13 protein-coding genes and 1 tRNA gene are annotated in these 15,587 nt (G+C 30.5%); 9 read left to right on the forward strand and 5 right to left on the reverse strand.

The window, feature by feature from the left end:
• Both RSE15_RS08570 and RSE15_RS08575 read left to right on the forward strand, forming a co-directional pair.
• A complete protein-coding gene (locus RSE15_RS08570) occupies positions 1–1,041 on the forward strand; it encodes an RNA polymerase sigma factor (protein WP_324067547.1) in 1,041 nt (346 codons plus the stop codon).
• Positions 1,025–1,927, forward strand: coding sequence for a porin family protein (locus RSE15_RS08575; protein ID WP_324067549.1), 903 nt, complete (start codon positions 1,025–1,027; stop codon positions 1,925–1,927). The genes RSE15_RS08570 and RSE15_RS08575 overlap by 17 nt, the downstream gene beginning before the upstream one ends.
• Here RSE15_RS08575 and RSE15_RS08580 read toward each other — a convergent pair.
• Positions 1,924–4,050: a Tex family protein gene (locus RSE15_RS08580; protein ID WP_324067551.1), complete on the reverse strand. Its 2,127-nt coding sequence runs from the start codon at positions 4,048–4,050 to the stop codon at positions 1,924–1,926. The two genes, RSE15_RS08575 and RSE15_RS08580, sit on opposite strands and share 4 nt — an antisense overlap.
• Between RSE15_RS08580 and RSE15_RS08585 the strand changes: the two genes are divergently transcribed.
• Positions 4,040–4,402, forward strand: coding sequence for a DUF1294 domain-containing protein (locus RSE15_RS08585; protein WP_324067553.1), 363 nt, complete (start codon positions 4,040–4,042; stop codon positions 4,400–4,402). The genes RSE15_RS08580 and RSE15_RS08585 overlap by 11 nt on opposite strands.
• On the opposite strand, the gene RSE15_RS08590 is transcribed toward RSE15_RS08585, so the two are convergent.
• Positions 4,337–5,170, reverse strand: coding sequence for an NAD(P)H-hydrate dehydratase (locus RSE15_RS08590; RefSeq protein ID WP_324067555.1), 834 nt, complete (start codon positions 5,168–5,170; stop codon positions 4,337–4,339). The two genes, RSE15_RS08585 and RSE15_RS08590, sit on opposite strands and share 66 nt — an antisense overlap.
• 23 nt (positions 5,171–5,193) lie before the next feature.
• Positions 5,194–5,625 (reverse strand): ribose 5-phosphate isomerase B, encoded by a 432-nt coding sequence (gene rpiB / locus RSE15_RS08595; protein ID WP_324067557.1) that lies wholly within the window; start codon positions 5,623–5,625, stop codon positions 5,194–5,196.
• A 790-nt stretch (positions 5,626–6,415) separates the two neighbouring features.
• Between rpiB and rnr the strand changes: the two genes are divergently transcribed.
• From rnr to RSE15_RS08615, 4 genes are all read left to right on the forward strand, one after another.
• A complete protein-coding gene (gene rnr, locus RSE15_RS08600; RefSeq protein ID WP_324067559.1) occupies positions 6,416–8,593 on the forward strand; it encodes a ribonuclease R in 2,178 nt (725 codons plus the stop codon).
• A gap of 388 nt (positions 8,594–8,981) precedes the next feature.
• Complete coding sequence (locus tag RSE15_RS08605; protein ID WP_324067561.1) at positions 8,982–9,656, forward strand: head GIN domain-containing protein; 675 nt, start codon at positions 8,982–8,984, stop codon at positions 9,654–9,656.
• Between the two features lie 123 nt (positions 9,657–9,779).
• Entirely contained in the window at positions 9,780–10,475 is a 696-nt protein-coding gene (locus tag RSE15_RS08610) for a LysE family translocator (RefSeq protein ID WP_324067563.1), read from the forward strand.
• A 54-nt stretch (positions 10,476–10,529) separates the two neighbouring features.
• Positions 10,530–11,168, forward strand: a complete 639-nt coding sequence (locus RSE15_RS08615; protein ID WP_324067565.1) for a GldM family protein — start codon at positions 10,530–10,532, stop codon at positions 11,166–11,168.
• Between the two features lie 28 nt (positions 11,169–11,196).
• On the opposite strand, the gene RSE15_RS08620 is transcribed toward RSE15_RS08615, so the two are convergent.
• Positions 11,197–11,270: transfer RNA gene (locus tag RSE15_RS08620), tRNA-Cys, on the reverse strand.
• A 123-nt stretch (positions 11,271–11,393) separates the two neighbouring features.
• Here RSE15_RS08620 and RSE15_RS08625 point away from each other — a divergent pair.
• On the forward strand, positions 11,394–13,313 hold the full coding sequence (locus tag RSE15_RS08625; protein WP_324067567.1) for an LTA synthase family protein: 1,920 nt from the start codon (positions 11,394–11,396) through the stop codon (positions 13,311–13,313).
• Between the two features lie 75 nt (positions 13,314–13,388).
• Here RSE15_RS08625 and folB read toward each other — a convergent pair whose 3' ends face one another.
• Positions 13,389–13,748: a dihydroneopterin aldolase gene (gene folB, locus RSE15_RS08630; protein ID WP_324067569.1), complete on the reverse strand. Its 360-nt coding sequence runs from the start codon at positions 13,746–13,748 to the stop codon at positions 13,389–13,391.
• Positions 13,749–13,879: 131 nt separating this feature from the next.
• Here folB and RSE15_RS08635 point away from each other — a divergent pair, with 131 nt between their 5' ends.
• Entirely contained in the window at positions 13,880–15,562 is a 1,683-nt protein-coding gene (locus tag RSE15_RS08635) for a glutamine--tRNA ligase/YqeY domain fusion protein (RefSeq protein ID WP_324067571.1), read from the forward strand.
• Positions 15,563–15,587: the final 25 nt, after the last annotated feature.

The raw sequence follows: 15,587 nt of genomic DNA on the forward strand, positions 1-15,587 counted from the left end.
ATGCAAGAAACCAATTGGCACGAGATATATAGTAAGCTTTCTCCTAAGCTCTTAGGTGTTTGTCGCAGATATATAAAGGATATCGCAACAGCCGAAGACATTGTTCAAGATGCTTTCATTGTTGCCATTCAAAAAGAGCAGGAATTAAAAAACAAAGATGCTTTAAATGGATGGTTGCGGAAAATTGTAGTTCATCGAGCGATAAATTATTTAAAAAACGAACAGAAAATAAATTTTACAAGTACAACAAATTTTGAATGTGCTGATGAAACAAACGAAATAAATATAATGGAACTCGATAAAAAATCAGTCCTTTTAGCGAGTGATTTCAGCCACAAGGAATTGTTAGAGGCGATTGATTCGCTTTCTGAAAACCATAAATCCGTTTTTAACCTTTATATTATTGATGGTTTTTCACACCTTGAAATTAGCAAACTATTGAGTATATCCGTTGGAACTTCTAAATCAAGTTTGTCAAGGGCAAGAAAAAATATTCAGGAATTTCTTTTTGAAAAACTTTCTTTACATTCAAAAGAGAAAAAGAAAAAACGAATAATTGCGTTTTTATTGTTTTTAGGTTTTGGAAACCAACTTTTTGCCAATTATTACAAAAAAGCATTTTCTAATTTTGAAATTTCACCAAAAAACACCTTTAATCCTGATAAAAAATGTAATAACTTAGACTTGATTTTACTTAATACGTCTATTTATCGAACTAAAATATTAAAATTAATCACTCTTTTTACAGGCTTAGTTTCATTGATTGTATTATTCTTTTACAATAACGCAACACCTAAAATAATACAAGAAACTAAAAAAAATACAATTATAAATACTATAGACAAAAAAGACACAATAAGTTTATCAAATGAAGTGAAAACTTCAGAAAAAAAGAGGGCTATAATTGAAGTGAAAACACCAGCGTTACATATAAATTCTGTTGAAAAAAAGGATTCGGCAACCAATTCTGAAGTTCCAAAAATCGTTGTAATTAAAAAGCAAATTATTAAAAAAGATACGGTTTATGTTGAAAAAGAATAACTGTTTTATTTGGTTTTTACTTCTTTTTCATCTTGGTTTTTCTCAAGAAAAAAAGGTTGACACGGTATATGTTTATGAAGAAGTAATCATTAGAGACACTGTTTTTATTGAAAAACCATTAACAAAAATAAAAGCCGATAAAATAATCTTAAATAAAGAACAAAAAGGAAGTAAACCAAGTATTTCTGTTATTCAAAAAAAACAAACAACTATTATTTCTGCTGACACTATACTAATTAAACGGTTCAAAAATAATATTTTCTCTAATTTAGATTATAGTTTAAAACTTAACAGCGGTATAACTTCTGTTAGTTTATTAAAAGAATTTGAAATAAAAAACCAACATTATTTAAGTTTTGGATTGTTAGTAAAAAAGAAATTATTTAATTCGAATTTTTCGATTGGTACTGGAATTGAAACTTCTTTTTTATTAGATGTTGTAAAACAAACGAACACTAATTCTGAATCTGATTTATTGGGTTATTATTTCACAAATGATGGCAACCCAAAATTGTTTGAAAGTATAAATACAAAAGGGTTTCAATTTCAGGTTCCACTCCTGTTTTTTTGGAAAATAAATAAATTTACACCTTCAGTTGGTGTGTTTAGTATATTTAGCAAATACCAAGCAAAATTTATTGGTTCTAGCGGAAATTTACCACTACGATTTGATGAAACGCAAACGTTTAACGCAAATGCTATTTATTTTGGCTATTTAGCTCAACTAGAATATTCTTTACATAAAAATTGGTCTATTGGAGTAAATTACTCATTTGCTTCGGCTAAAAAATTAGTGTTTCGTCGTGACGATGAATCTTTTGCAATATCTAAAAAACAGACGCAAACCACGTTTGGAATTGGTTTACGTTATACTTTTTTGCATTAAAATACCATCGTCAACTGAATGCGTTTTCTAGCTTCGTCTACTTCAACCACTTTTACTTGAACGTGTTGATGCATTTTTACTACTTCGTTTACATCGGAAACATAGCCTTCTTTTAGTTGCGAAATGTGCACCAAACCACTTTCTTTAATTCCCACATCCACAAAGCAACCAAATGCGGTAATGTTATTTACGATTCCGGGTAAAATCATGCCAGTTCGTATATCTTTTATGGTTTTTACATTCGGGTCAAATTCGAAAATTTTTGCTGCTTTTCTTGGATCTAAACCTGGTTTTTCTAACTCTTTTAGAATATCTTTCAACGTTAAAATTCCGATTTCGGATGTAATGTAAATTTCTGGTTTTATCTGCGCGATTTTTTCTTTATTAGCGATTAACTCCGTGGTTTTGATACCTAAATCTTTTGCCATTTTTTCCACAATAGGATACGCTTCCGGGTGAACAGCCGAGTTGTCCAACGGATTTTTTCCATCGCGAATTCTAATGAAAGCGGCGGCTTGTTGGTAGGCTTTTTCACCTAAACGTGGTACTTTTTTCAGTTGTTTTCTATCTTCAAAAGGACCATTTTCTGAACGATAGGCTACAATATTTTCAGCCATTTTTTCACCAATTCCAGAAACATAACTCAACAACGATTTACTTGCGGTGTTGATGTTAATTCCCACTGAATTCACACAACTCATCACCGTACTATCTAAAGCCGATTGCAATTTACTTTGATCTACATCGTGCTGATATTGTCCAACACCAATGGATTTTGGATCAATTTTTACCAATTCTGCCAATGGATCAGAAAGTCGTCTTCCAATCGAAACAGAACCACGAACGGTAACATCATAATTTGAGAATTCTTCTCGTGCAATTTTACTGGCAGAATACACCGATGCACCCGCTTCGGAAACTACAAAAACTTGAACGGGTTTATCAAAAGCGATTTTTTTAATAAAAAATTCGGTTTCACGAGAAGCAGTTCCGTTTCCAATAGAAATTGCTTCAATATTATACGCATTCACCATTGAACGTATTTTCTTCATCGCCATGGCAGTGTCGTTTTGTGGTGCGTGTGGATAAATGGTTTCGTTGTTTAATAAATCGCCTTTTTCATCCAAGCAAACCACTTTACAACCGGTTCTATAACCTGGGTCGATGGCTAAAATTCGTTTTTCTCCTAATGGTGGCGCTAATAACAATTGTCGTAAATTTTCCGAAAACACATCAATTGCTTTGATATCCGCTTTAGCCTTAGCTTCTTGTAACGTTTCGTTTGAAATAGCTGGTTCTAACAAACGTTTGTAACTGTCTTTAATAGCTAATTCTAAATGTTCTGTTGCCTCAGAATTTTTATTTTTGATGATATTTTCTTCGATAAAATCTAGAGCTTCTTCTTTTTCAACAGCGACATTTAACTTCACAAAACCTTCTGCTTCGGCACGCAACATGGCTAATAAACGATGCGATGGTGCTTTAGAAATCGGTTCGTTCCAATCAAAATACTGATTGAATTTTTGAGCCGCTTCCTCGTCTTTTTTAGTTTTAACAACTTTGGTTGTGATTTCTGCTTTTCGTTGGAACAAGCGACGTAAATTTTTACGAATAAAAATGTTTTCGTTAATCCATTCGGCAATGATATCGCGAGCACCTTGTAGAGCTTCGTCTTCGTTTTTAACGTTTGCATTCAAATATTTCGATGCTAAAAACTCAATATCATCATTTCGTTGACTCATGATGATTTTTGCCAATGGTTCTAAACCGTTTTCACGAGCCACATCGGCTTTGGTTTTTTTCTTCTTTTTATAAGGTAAATAGAAATCTTCCAATTCTTGTAAATCGAAACTATTTTCAATTTTTGATTTCAATTCAGGCGAAAGCGCCTTTTGCTCTTCAATTGATTTTAGAATGCTTTCTTTTCGCTTGATGATTTCGTCAAATTGCTTGTTTAATTTCGAAATGGCTTCAATTTGTACCTCATCTAAATTGCCGGTTTGATCTTTTCGATAACGCGAAATAAACGGAATCGTACAATCTTCCGAAAGTAATTTTATAGTAGCTTCAATGTTTTTTGGAGCAATGTTGGTTTGGTTTTGAATGAATTGAATGTTGATCATTGTAAATAAAATTGAACTGCTAAAATACTATCTTTGGACAAAATTATTAACTTTTGGAAGTACTATTTATTTAATTGTGATTAATAGCCTCTGTTTCTTAACTTATGGCTACGATAAATGGCAAGCTAAAAACAATAAAAGACGCATTTCAGAATTCAATTTGCTTTTATTAGCTGGTGTTGGTGGAACTATTGGTGGGATTTTAAGTATCTATCTTTTCAAACACAAAACCAATAAATTTTCTTTTATAATCGCTTTTTATACTATTGTGATACTTCAGATTGTTTTATTGTATTTCGGAATTCAAACGTTTAAAAGCGAATCCAATATTTTCAATAACATCGGTTATTAACATGCTTTCTTCGCTTTGTGTTTGAAGTGTAATATCAGCAGCTAATCCATGAAGATAAACACCTAATTTTGAAGCTTCTAAAGTAGTGTAACCTTGTGCTAAAAATGAAGTAATCATTCCAGTTAACGCATCACCTGAACCACCTTTTGCTAAACCTGAATTTCCGGTAGTGTTTTCAAAAATGTGAATTCCGTCAGTGATAAACGTTTTGTGACCTTTTAAAACGATTACACAATTTAATGCTGCCGCTTTTTGAATTGCCGAAATTCTTCTTTCGGATTCAGAATCATGTTCACCAAATAATCGATCAAATTCTTTTGGATGGGGTGTTAACACAAATGGAAAATTAAAGTTTTTCCAATCTATTTTGTATTTGGCTATTAAATTCAAGGCATCGGCATCAAAAACAACGGGAAGTTTGTTTTCGTACAATTCGTAAATGCATTGCAGACTGATTTCATCTACGCCAATTCCGGGACCAATTCCAATAGCTTGATAAGGAGATAAATCATTCATCACACATGTATTTTCATATATGGCTTCGGGAATGGAATTAAAAAGTACATTTTTGTTTTCAGGAGAAAAAGCTACAGTTAACAATCCAACACCTGAACGCAAACTGGCTTTAGAAGCAATAATAGCAGCACCCATTTTGTTTGTGCTTCCTGCTATTAACAAAGCATGACCTTGTGTTCCTTTATGAGAATCACAAGGTCTTTTTTTATAACTTTTTTGAATACAATTCAAATCTAATTTTACAACTTTCATTTGAATTGATTTTAATTATTTGATTATTTACAAGCGATTTTTTTTACGCGATTACCGTGTCTTCCGCCTTCAAAAGAAGTATTTAAAAACGTATCTACCATTTCAATAGCTTGCTGAATAGAAGTATAACGAGCTGGAATACTTAAAACATTAGCATCATTATGTTGACGAGCCAAAGCTGCGATTTCTTTTGTCCAACACAAAGCCGCACGAATATCTTGATGTTTATTCACTGTCATAGCTATTCCGTTTCCTGAACCACAAATTACAATTCCTAAATCAGCTTTTTTGCTTTCAACATCATACGCTACTGGATGACCAAAATCTGGATAATCAACACTGTCAAAAGTATCTGTTCCATGATTATATACGGTATGTCCTTTTTCTTCTAGATATTGAACAATTGCTTTTTTATAATCTGGACCTGCATGGTCGTTTCCAATTGAAATTTTCATAATATTGTGTGTTTTATCTATGCAAAAATACTAAAGATATAGGAGTAATAATAATATGATTTGTATTTTGATATTTTTTTAACCAAATCATTTAAAATCAATGAATTATATAATAAAGTAAACTAAAAATTACACATTGTTAATTTCTTTATGTAAATCGTTGATAATCAGTTAACCTTAATTTAACATTAATTGTTAACAACTTTGGATAGAAATTTAGAAGTTTTTTTAGGTTGTAATAAAAAAATTAGTAATCCAAAATTGAAATTAAAAATCCTAATTTAGTTTCGTGAATTTTTAGAAAAGTTATCAATAGAAAAAAATTAGTTTTCAACAGAAATCAACAATTGAAGTTATTTACAAAACGATTATAAAATCTATTTTCAACAACTGTTGATAACTACAAAAGAAAGAATTTAGAAGTTCTTATTTTTAGTTCTTTACTAATTTTTATAATTGTTAATTACGTTGTATAAGTAACAATAACTTTTAAAAATGAATTCTGTAAAAAAACTTATTCCACATATTAACACGCTATAATAACCATCATAAATTTAAATTTAATTAAAAATATTTTTTGTTGTTTTTAATAAATGTTGAAAACTTTCATTTTATCAATTTTGTTATAATTTGGTTAATTCTAATTTTTCAATTCTGATTTCTAATTTCTTCTTCGTAACTTTAAACAATAATTAGAAATATAGCTAAGATAATTTTTATATGAATACTGAATGTAAAGCTATATTCATGTGTTCCCGTAAAAAATATCAACGCACACATAAATGATACAATGAGTAAGAAACCAAAAAAATTAGGAAATAAACCAAAAGATTTTACTGCACAAATATTTAAAATACTTTCAAGAGAACCTTCTAAATCTTTTAATTACAAACAAATAGCTGCTGTTTTAGAACTTTCAGATACGAAAAGCAGAAACGAAATAATTAGAGATTTAAAAATACTTAAAGCACAAGATAAAATTCACGAAACGGAAATTGGAAAATATCAAATTATTTCCAAAGCAGAATATTACGAAGGAATTATAGATATGACTTCTCGTAAAACAGGCTATTTTGTTTGTGATGAATTAGAAGATGATGTTTTTGTTCCGTTTATTAACTTAAATCATGCATTAGATGGTGATAAAGTGAAAGCTTATATTTACAATAGAAGAAGTTCACGCAAACCAGAAGCAGAAGTTTTAGAAATTTTAGAACGAAAAAAATCAGAATTTGTTGGAGTTATCGATATTCAAAAAAACTTTGCTTTTGTAACAACAGCCAATGCTAAAATGTATACCGATATTTTCATCCCAAAAAATAAAATTGGTGATGCAGGACATGGTGATGTTGTTTTAGTAACGCTAGAAGACTGGCCTAAAAAAGCCGATTCTCCTTTTGGTTCTGTGATAAAAGTTTTAGGAAAACCAGGAGAACACAATACAGAAATTCATGCAATTTTAGCTGAATATGGTTTACCATATGATTTTCCAATTGAAGTAGAAGCGTATGCGAATAAAATAGATACTTCAATCATAGAAGAAGAAATAAAAAAACGTCGCGATATGCGTGATGTTTTAACGTTTACAATTGATCCAAAAGATGCTAAAGATTTTGATGATGCGTTATCATTTCAAATTTTAGAAAATGGAAATTACGAAATCGGAGTTCATATTGCTGATGTTTCGCATTATTTACAAGAAGGAACTATTTTAGATGATGAAGCTTATAAAAGAGCTACTTCTGTTTATTTAGTAGATAGAGTTGTTCCAATGTTACCAGAAGTGTTATCCAACTTTGCTTGTTCGCTCCGACCACATGAAGAAAAATATACGTTTTCAGCTGTTTTTCAATTAAATAATAAAGCGGAAGTTTTAGATGCATGGTTTGGACGAACCGTAACGTATTCTGACCAACGTTTTGCTTATGAAGAAGCTCAGAGTATCATCGAAACAAAATCAGATGTTATTCCAGCTGAAATTTCATTGACTGGAAACGAATACATTGTTCCAAAACTAATAGTTGATGCTACTTTAAAAATGGATGAATTAGCTAAAATTCTTCGAAGAAAAAGAATGGCAGCTGGAGCGATTTCGTTTGATAAAGTAGAAGTAAAATTCAATTTGAATGAAGATGCAGAACCAATTGGAGTTTACTTCAAACAAAGTAAAGATGCGAATCATTTGATTGAAGAATTCATGTTGTTAGCGAATAGAAAAGTAGCAGAATTCATTGGAAAACAAAAGAAAACTTTTATTTACAGAATTCACGATGAACCAAATGAAGATAAATTAATCAATCTTCAAACCGTGATTGCTAAGTTTGGATATTCAATCAATTTCCGTTCTAAAAAAGATATTTCGAATTCGTTAAACAATTTATTAGAAGAAGTTCAAGGTAAAAAAGAACAAAATTTAGTAGATACCTTAACCATTAGAAGTATGAGTAAGGCTGCTTATTCTACTGAAAATATTGGTCACTACGGATTAGCTTTTGATTATTATAGTCATTTTACTTCGCCAATTCGTCGTTATCCAGATGTTATGGCACACCGTTTGTTACAATTTTACATAGATGGTGGAAAAAGTGTAAGTGAAGAAGAATACGAAGAAAAATGTGTACATTCTTCACAAATGGAAGGTTTAGCCGCACAAGCCGAACGCGATTCTGTGAAATACATGCAAGTAAAATACATGCAAGATCACAAAGACGAAGAGTTTTTAGGTGTAATTTCGGGTGTAACCGAATGGGGAATTTATGTAGAAATCATCGAAAATAAATGCGAAGGAATGGTTAGAATTCGTGAAATTAGAGATGATTATTACACTTTTGATGACAAACAATATGCTTTAGTAGGTGAAGTTTCTAAAAATATTTTACAATTAGGAGACGAAATTTACGTTAAAGTAAAAAATGCCGATTTAGTGAAGAAACAATTGGATTTTCATTATTTGAGAAAGAGAGAGTAATTTTTAGTGATAAGTGAAAAGTAATTAGTTAGACACAAAGTTGTCATTTCGACGTAAGGAGAAACGTTAGTTCAGTGAAACTAAATCTCATAATAAGATGAAAGTAGTTGAATTTATAAAGAGGTATATTTCTGTTTTTAGTGTAATTTCTTTACTACTTTTTGTAATCACGTTACATTTAGTTTGGCAAGAATTTAATTTTAATCCAAATCCTTTTTATAAAGTTATTAAATTAAAAATTGGATTTTTAATTGTGATACTTATTTTACTTTTGCTTGATTATATTTTTAAAAAATTAATTAAAAATCGATTGATTATAAACCTTTTAGAAATAATTATTTTATTATCAGTTTATACTTTTTATTACTATAAATAAATTAAAAATACTATGAAAAACACATTTTTAACCTTTATAACCTGTTCCATCTTTTCATTAGGAATAGCTCAAACTGAAAAACAAGTTGGTGATTTTACTAAAGTAACCGCTTTTGATAAAATTGATGTCAACTTAGTAGCATCGACTGAAAATAAAGTTGTTTTAACGGGTGCTAATTCACAAGAAGTAGAAGTAATTAATAAAAGTGGCGAATTAAAAATCAGAATGCCTTTAACAAAAATGTTAAGTGGTGACGATGTTTCTGCAACTGTTTATTATAAAAAATTAGATGCTGTTGAAGCTAATGAAGGAAGCAGAGTTTCTTCAAAAGATGAAATTTCTGCGATAAATTTTGACATCATTTGTAAAGAAGGTTCCGAAATTAAACTAACTAATTTACAAGCCGATAGATTACAAGTTCGTGTTTCGCAAGGAAGTATTGTAACTACAAAAGGAACCGTTAAAAACCAAGATATTTTATCCAATTCTGGTGGAAAATATGATGGTCAAGATTGTAAAACCCAACAAACAGTAGTTACGGTAAACGCTGGCGGCATGGCTCACGTGTATGCAACGGATTTAGTAGATGCTAAAACAAGAGCAGGTGGTGAAATAAAAATCTACGGTAAACCAAAACAAATCAACGAAAAGAAAATCGCTGGAGGAACTATCGAACAAGCGAAATAGTTTAGTGATTAGTAAAAAGTAACTAGTAATTAGTTATTTTTTCTAGAAATTAGTAATTTTATATTTTAATTCAAAAGAGCCTTGTGAACTTATCACTTATCACTCTTTACTTATCACTTAAATTTGCATTTACAAGACATACTTACCGCAATCCCTTGGGGACTTTTGTTAGCTTTTTCAATTGGTCCTGGTTTTTTTGTATTACTAGAAACTAGTATTACCAAAGGTTTTAGAGCTGCTTTTACTTTTGATTTAGGAATTGTTTTTGGAGATATTATCTTTATTTTGATTGCTTATTTAAGTACCAATCAACTTTTAGAACAATTAAAAGATAATCCCACCTTGTTTATTATTGGCGGAATTATCATGTTGGTTTACGGTTTGGTTTCTTTTATCATGCTAAAACGTAATTTTAAAAAGCAACAAGACGAAGAACAAGACGACGATAACATTCCAAAAAAAAATTATTTCGCTTTGTTTTTTAAAGGTTTTTTATTGAATTTTATTAATATTGGAGTTTTAGGTTTTTGGATGATGATTATCATTACATACGGACCACAAATGGAAATGAATACTTCTCGTATTTCTATCTTTTTTGCTTCTATTTTAGCTTTTTATTTAGCATTTGATGTCGCTAAAATATTATTAGCAAAGCAATTGAAACACAAATTAATTCCAGCAAACATCTACAAAATTAAAAGAGTAATTAGTTTGGTTATTTCCATTTTTGGATTGTTTTTTATACTCCAAGGTTTTTTCCCAAAAGAAAAAGAAATGATAACCAATAAGTTATTACCTGATACTGCAGTTTCTGAATAATATTTTCTATTGTTTGTCATCCTGAACTCGTTTCAGGATCTAATTTTTAAACTAATGAAATACATCTTTTTTCTTTTATTTTCTCTATCAATTTACGCTCAAGACACCATTCCAGCTTCAAAAAGTGTTATTGCTTTAGATAGAATGAATGTGGTTTATCGTGGTGTTCCTAATCCTATTTCATTTGCGGTTAACAATGCTAAATCATATATTATTTACGGAAATGGTGTTTCAAAAAAGGATGATGGAAAATATGTTATTCGTCCAGGCTCAGGTAGTGAAACTAAAGTATTTGTTGAAATAGAAAATTTTGATGGTTCTAAAGTTGTTGAAGAACATGTTTTTAGGGTTATAAATTCATCTGCACCAAAAGGAACATTAAACGGTTATTATACTAATAGAGGAGAGTTGCTATTTACTTTAAATGAGTTAAAAAGCGCTATTGTTGGTGTAAATTTTATAGAATATTTTGGAAATGAAATTGAAGTAAAACAATTTAATATAAAAATTCCTAATCAACCAACGATTACAGTCTCAGGAAATACTTTTTCAGAAGAAATTGTTAATCTTTTTAAAAAAGTTAAAAAGAATGATGTGATAATCATTTTTGATATTAAAGGTGTATACGCAGGAAAATATGACGGTTTAATAAAAAAACCAGCACCTATAACTTTTAGAATTGTAAAAGAATAAAAAAACCTCCTAATTTCTTAGAAGGTTTTGGAGGCATCTCCCGGATTCGAACCGGGGTAGACGGTTTTGCAGACCGCTGCCTAGCCGCTCGGCCAAGACGCCATTATTTGAACGGACTGCAAATTTACATTTTATTTCTTCTTTTCCAAAAATATTAAGCATTTATTAAGTAGAAATATTTAGTTTTAAAGTTTAATTTTGTTCAAAACAAATAGTTGATTAATTATGAAGAATTTACGTTACCTTAAACCTATAGTTAGTTTTTTCTTAATCGGTTTGTGTATAACCACCATTAGTAGAATTCTCTTGTTTTTTATTTTCAAAGAACGGGTTGTTGAGAATCCAAACTATGGACAATTGTTTTTAATTGGTCTTCGTTTTGATTTAATTCTTATGAGTTACATTGCTTTTTTACCAGCGGTGTTACTTTCTTTACTTCCAGATTCGGTGTTACAATACATTAAAAAATTCTTCAATATTTACTTTATTTTCTTCTTGTTTTTGTTCCTACTAATGGAATTATCAACATTAGATTTTATTAATCAATACGATACACGTCCAAATCGTTTGTTTTTAGATTATTTAATTTATCCAAAAGAAGTGGTTGGAACACTTTTAAAAAGTTATTTACCTTCATTAATTATAACTACTATTTTATTAAACAGTGCTTTATTTTTTGCTTTAAAATTTGGTAAAAAATTATTTTATCCTCAAGAAAGTAACTATAAAACTAAATTGCTTTTATTTTTAGTTGTTTCATTTTTCTTGTTTTGGGGTGCTCGAGGTAGTTTAACAACTAAACGACCTATAAATACTAGTAATGCTATTTTTTGTTCGGATCAAATGACAAACTCATTGGGATTAAACTCGTTTTACACCGTTGCTTTTGCTGCTTATTCTATGAAGAATGAAGGGGATGTAAAAAAATATGGAAAAATGGATGAATTAGAAGCTTACAGCCGTGTAAAAAAATATATGGATGTAACCGAATTTCTTCCAGGAGAAGTTCCTTTTTTACATCTTCAAAAACCAGATGTTTCTCAACCTAATTACAATGTTGTTGTTTTTTTACAAGAAAGTTTAGGTGCCGAATATGTGGGATGTTTAAATGGTTTGCCACTAACTCCTGAATTAGATAAACTATCAAAAGAAGGATTATTGTTTACTAATTTATATTGTACAGGAACACGAAGTGTGCGTGGAATTGAGCAAGTAACTGCTGGATTTTTACCCAATCCTTCTGAAAGTATTGTAAAACTTAGTGGTTCTCAACAAGGATTTTTTACGTTAGCAGACGCTTTTGGTCGTCATAATTATGATACTAGTTTCATTTATGGAGGAATGGCTAATTTTGATAATATGGCTTCTTTTTTTAACGGAAATGGTTTTAAAAATATAATTGATGAAACTGATTTTGATGCCGATGGTAAAAAATATGCCATGAAAGGAACTTGGGGATATTCTGATGAAGATTTAGCAGTTAAAGCAAACGAATACTACAAAAGCCTTGGTAAAAAACCATTCTTTTCATTAATGTTTTCTACTTCAAATCATGAGCCTTTTGAGTTTCCTGATGGAAGAATTAAATTGTATGAACAACCAAAAAACACAGTGCACAACGCAATGAAATATGCCGATTTTTCAATTGGTAAATTCTTTGAATTGGCTAAAAAAGAAGCCTATTTCAAAAACACTATTTTTGTAGTAATAGCTGATCATAACACTAGAACATATGGTAAGAATTTAGTTCCAGTTAATAAATTTCATATTCCAGCTTTAATCATTGCTCCTAATGTTGAAAAAGGAATTACTTATGATAATTTAGCAAGTCAAATGGATATTCCATCAACAGTTTTAGCTTTGTCTGGAATAACTACTAAAACTCCAATGGTTGGAAGAAATTTATTAAAATTACCAAAAGGCACAAAAGGAAGAACCATTATGTTATTCCATGAAACATATGCCTTTAGAGTAGATGACGATATTGTTATCTTAAATCCAAATGCAAAACCATTACAATTTAAAGTAAAAAGTGACACCGAATTAATCCCAGTTGCTTTAAATAAAGAATTAGCCAAAGATGCTTTAGCGCATATTGTAGCATCAAGCAATATGTATAAAAATAGAGTGTATAAAATCGATTAAAAATACTTATTTTCATGCTGAACTCGATTCAGCATCTAAAAAAAAAGAATCGGATGTTAATTCCGATTCTTTTTTTTAATTTCTAAACTCTTCCATTTCTATCGTAACTGCTTCTACATCGCCTCCAATAGGTGGATTTAATTTAGAAACTGCTAATTTTATTCGAGAAATCGACGGTATTTCAGCAAAACATCTAGTGATTATGCGTTGGGCAACATGTTCTAATAATTTGGAACGAACCGCCATCTCTTCTACCACAATTTTATTCAATAGCACATAATCAACCGTATCTGCTAACTCATCTGTTTGAGAAGATTTACGTAAATCGGTTTTTATTTCTAGATCTACTCGGTAGTCAGAACCTATTTTTTCTTCTTCAATTAAACATCCGTGATAGGAAAAAGTGCGAATATTTTGTAATTTAATAGTTCCCATAAAATTTTAGTTTCAAGTTTGAGGGTTTTTTAGTTTCAACTTGTTTTTCTTTATTCAAAGTTACATAAAACCTGAAACTTTTAAACTTGAAACCTGAAACATTTTCTATCTTTGCATAAATTTTTGATACTATGTCAACAGAAGAAAAATCATTGAATTTTATAGAACAAATCATTGAAGAAGATTTAAAAAATGGTTTGACAACAGATAAATTACGTTTTCGTTTTCCACCAGAACCAAATGGGTATTTACACGTGGGTCATGCCAGTGCAATATGTTTAAATTTTGGTTTAGGAATCGATTATAAAGCGCCAGTAAACCTTCGTTTCGACGATACCAATCCCTCTAAAGAAGAACAAGAATACGTTGATGCTATTAAGCGCGATGTAGAATGGCTTGGTTTTGAATGGGATAAAGAATGTTATGCTTCCGATTATTTCCAACAATTATACGATTGGGCAGTGGAATTAATCAAGAAAGATAAAGCGTATGTAGATAGCCAAACTTCGGAAGAAATGGCGCAACAAAAAGGAACGCCTACACAACCTGGTACTGATTCTCCTTACAGAAATCGTTCTATCGAAGAGAATTTAGATTTATTTACTCGTATGAAAAACGGTGAATTCGAAAAGGGAACTCACGTTTTGCGTGCTAAAATTTCAATGGGTGCAAACAATATGTTGATGCGTGATCCTATTATTTACCGTATCATGCACGCACATCACCACAGAACAGGAAACGATTGGTGTATTTATCCAATGTACGACTGGGCACATGGTGAAAGTGATTATTTAGAGCAAATTTCACATTCTTTTTGTACGTTAGAATTCTTGCCTCATCGTGAATTATATGATTGGTTTTTGAATCAAATTTATGATGAAACTAAAGTACGTCCCAAACAAAGAGAATTTGCGCGTAGAAATTTATCACATACGGTTGTTTCTAAACGTAAATTATTGCAATTAGTTGAAGAAAAGCACGTTACAGGTTGGGATGATCCACGAATGAGTACTATTTCTGGAATGAGAAGACGCGGTTATACACCAAATTCTATCGTAAATTTTGCTAACACAATTGGAATTGCTAAACGTGATAATTTGATTGATGTTTCACTTTTAGAATTTTGTGTTCGTGAAGATTTGAACAAAATTGCTCCTCGTGTAATGGCCGTTTTAGATCCAGTGAAATTAGTAATTACTAATTATCCAAATGGTCAAGAAGAATGGTTAGAAGCTGAAAATAATCCGGAAGAAGAAGTAATGACCTACAGAAAAGTGCCTTTTTCTAAAGAATTATATATCGAAAGAGATGATTTTCAAGAAGAAGCACATAAGAAATTTTTCCGATTAACTTTAGGAACTGAAGTACGTTTGAAAAATGCGTATATCATTAAAGGTGAATCAGTTGTAAAAGATGAAAACGGAAAAATTACAGAAATTCATGTTACTTACGATGTAGATTCTAAATCTGGAAGTGGAACTGAAGCGAGTCAAAGAAAAGTAAAAGGGACCATTCATTGGGTTTCTATTCCTCATGCAAAAGAAGCAGAAGTTCGTGTGTATGATAGATTATTCACCAACGAAAGTCCAGATAAAGATAAAGAAGTTGATTTTAAAGAATTTATCAATCCAAATTCATTAAAAGTAATTACAGGTTATGTGGAACCAAGTTTAGTTACTTCAAAAGAATTAGATCATTTTCAATTTCAACGTTTAGGCTATTTTTGTGTCGATAGAGATTCTACCGCTGAAAAATTAGTTTTTAATAAAACAGTTGGATTACGAGATACTTGGGCAAAAATTTCAGAACAATAAAAAGTATCAATTTTTGTCATGCTTA

The organism is Flavobacterium sp. (assembly GCF_035195345.1).
GTDB lineage: Bacteria > Bacteroidota > Bacteroidia > Flavobacteriales > Flavobacteriaceae > Flavobacterium.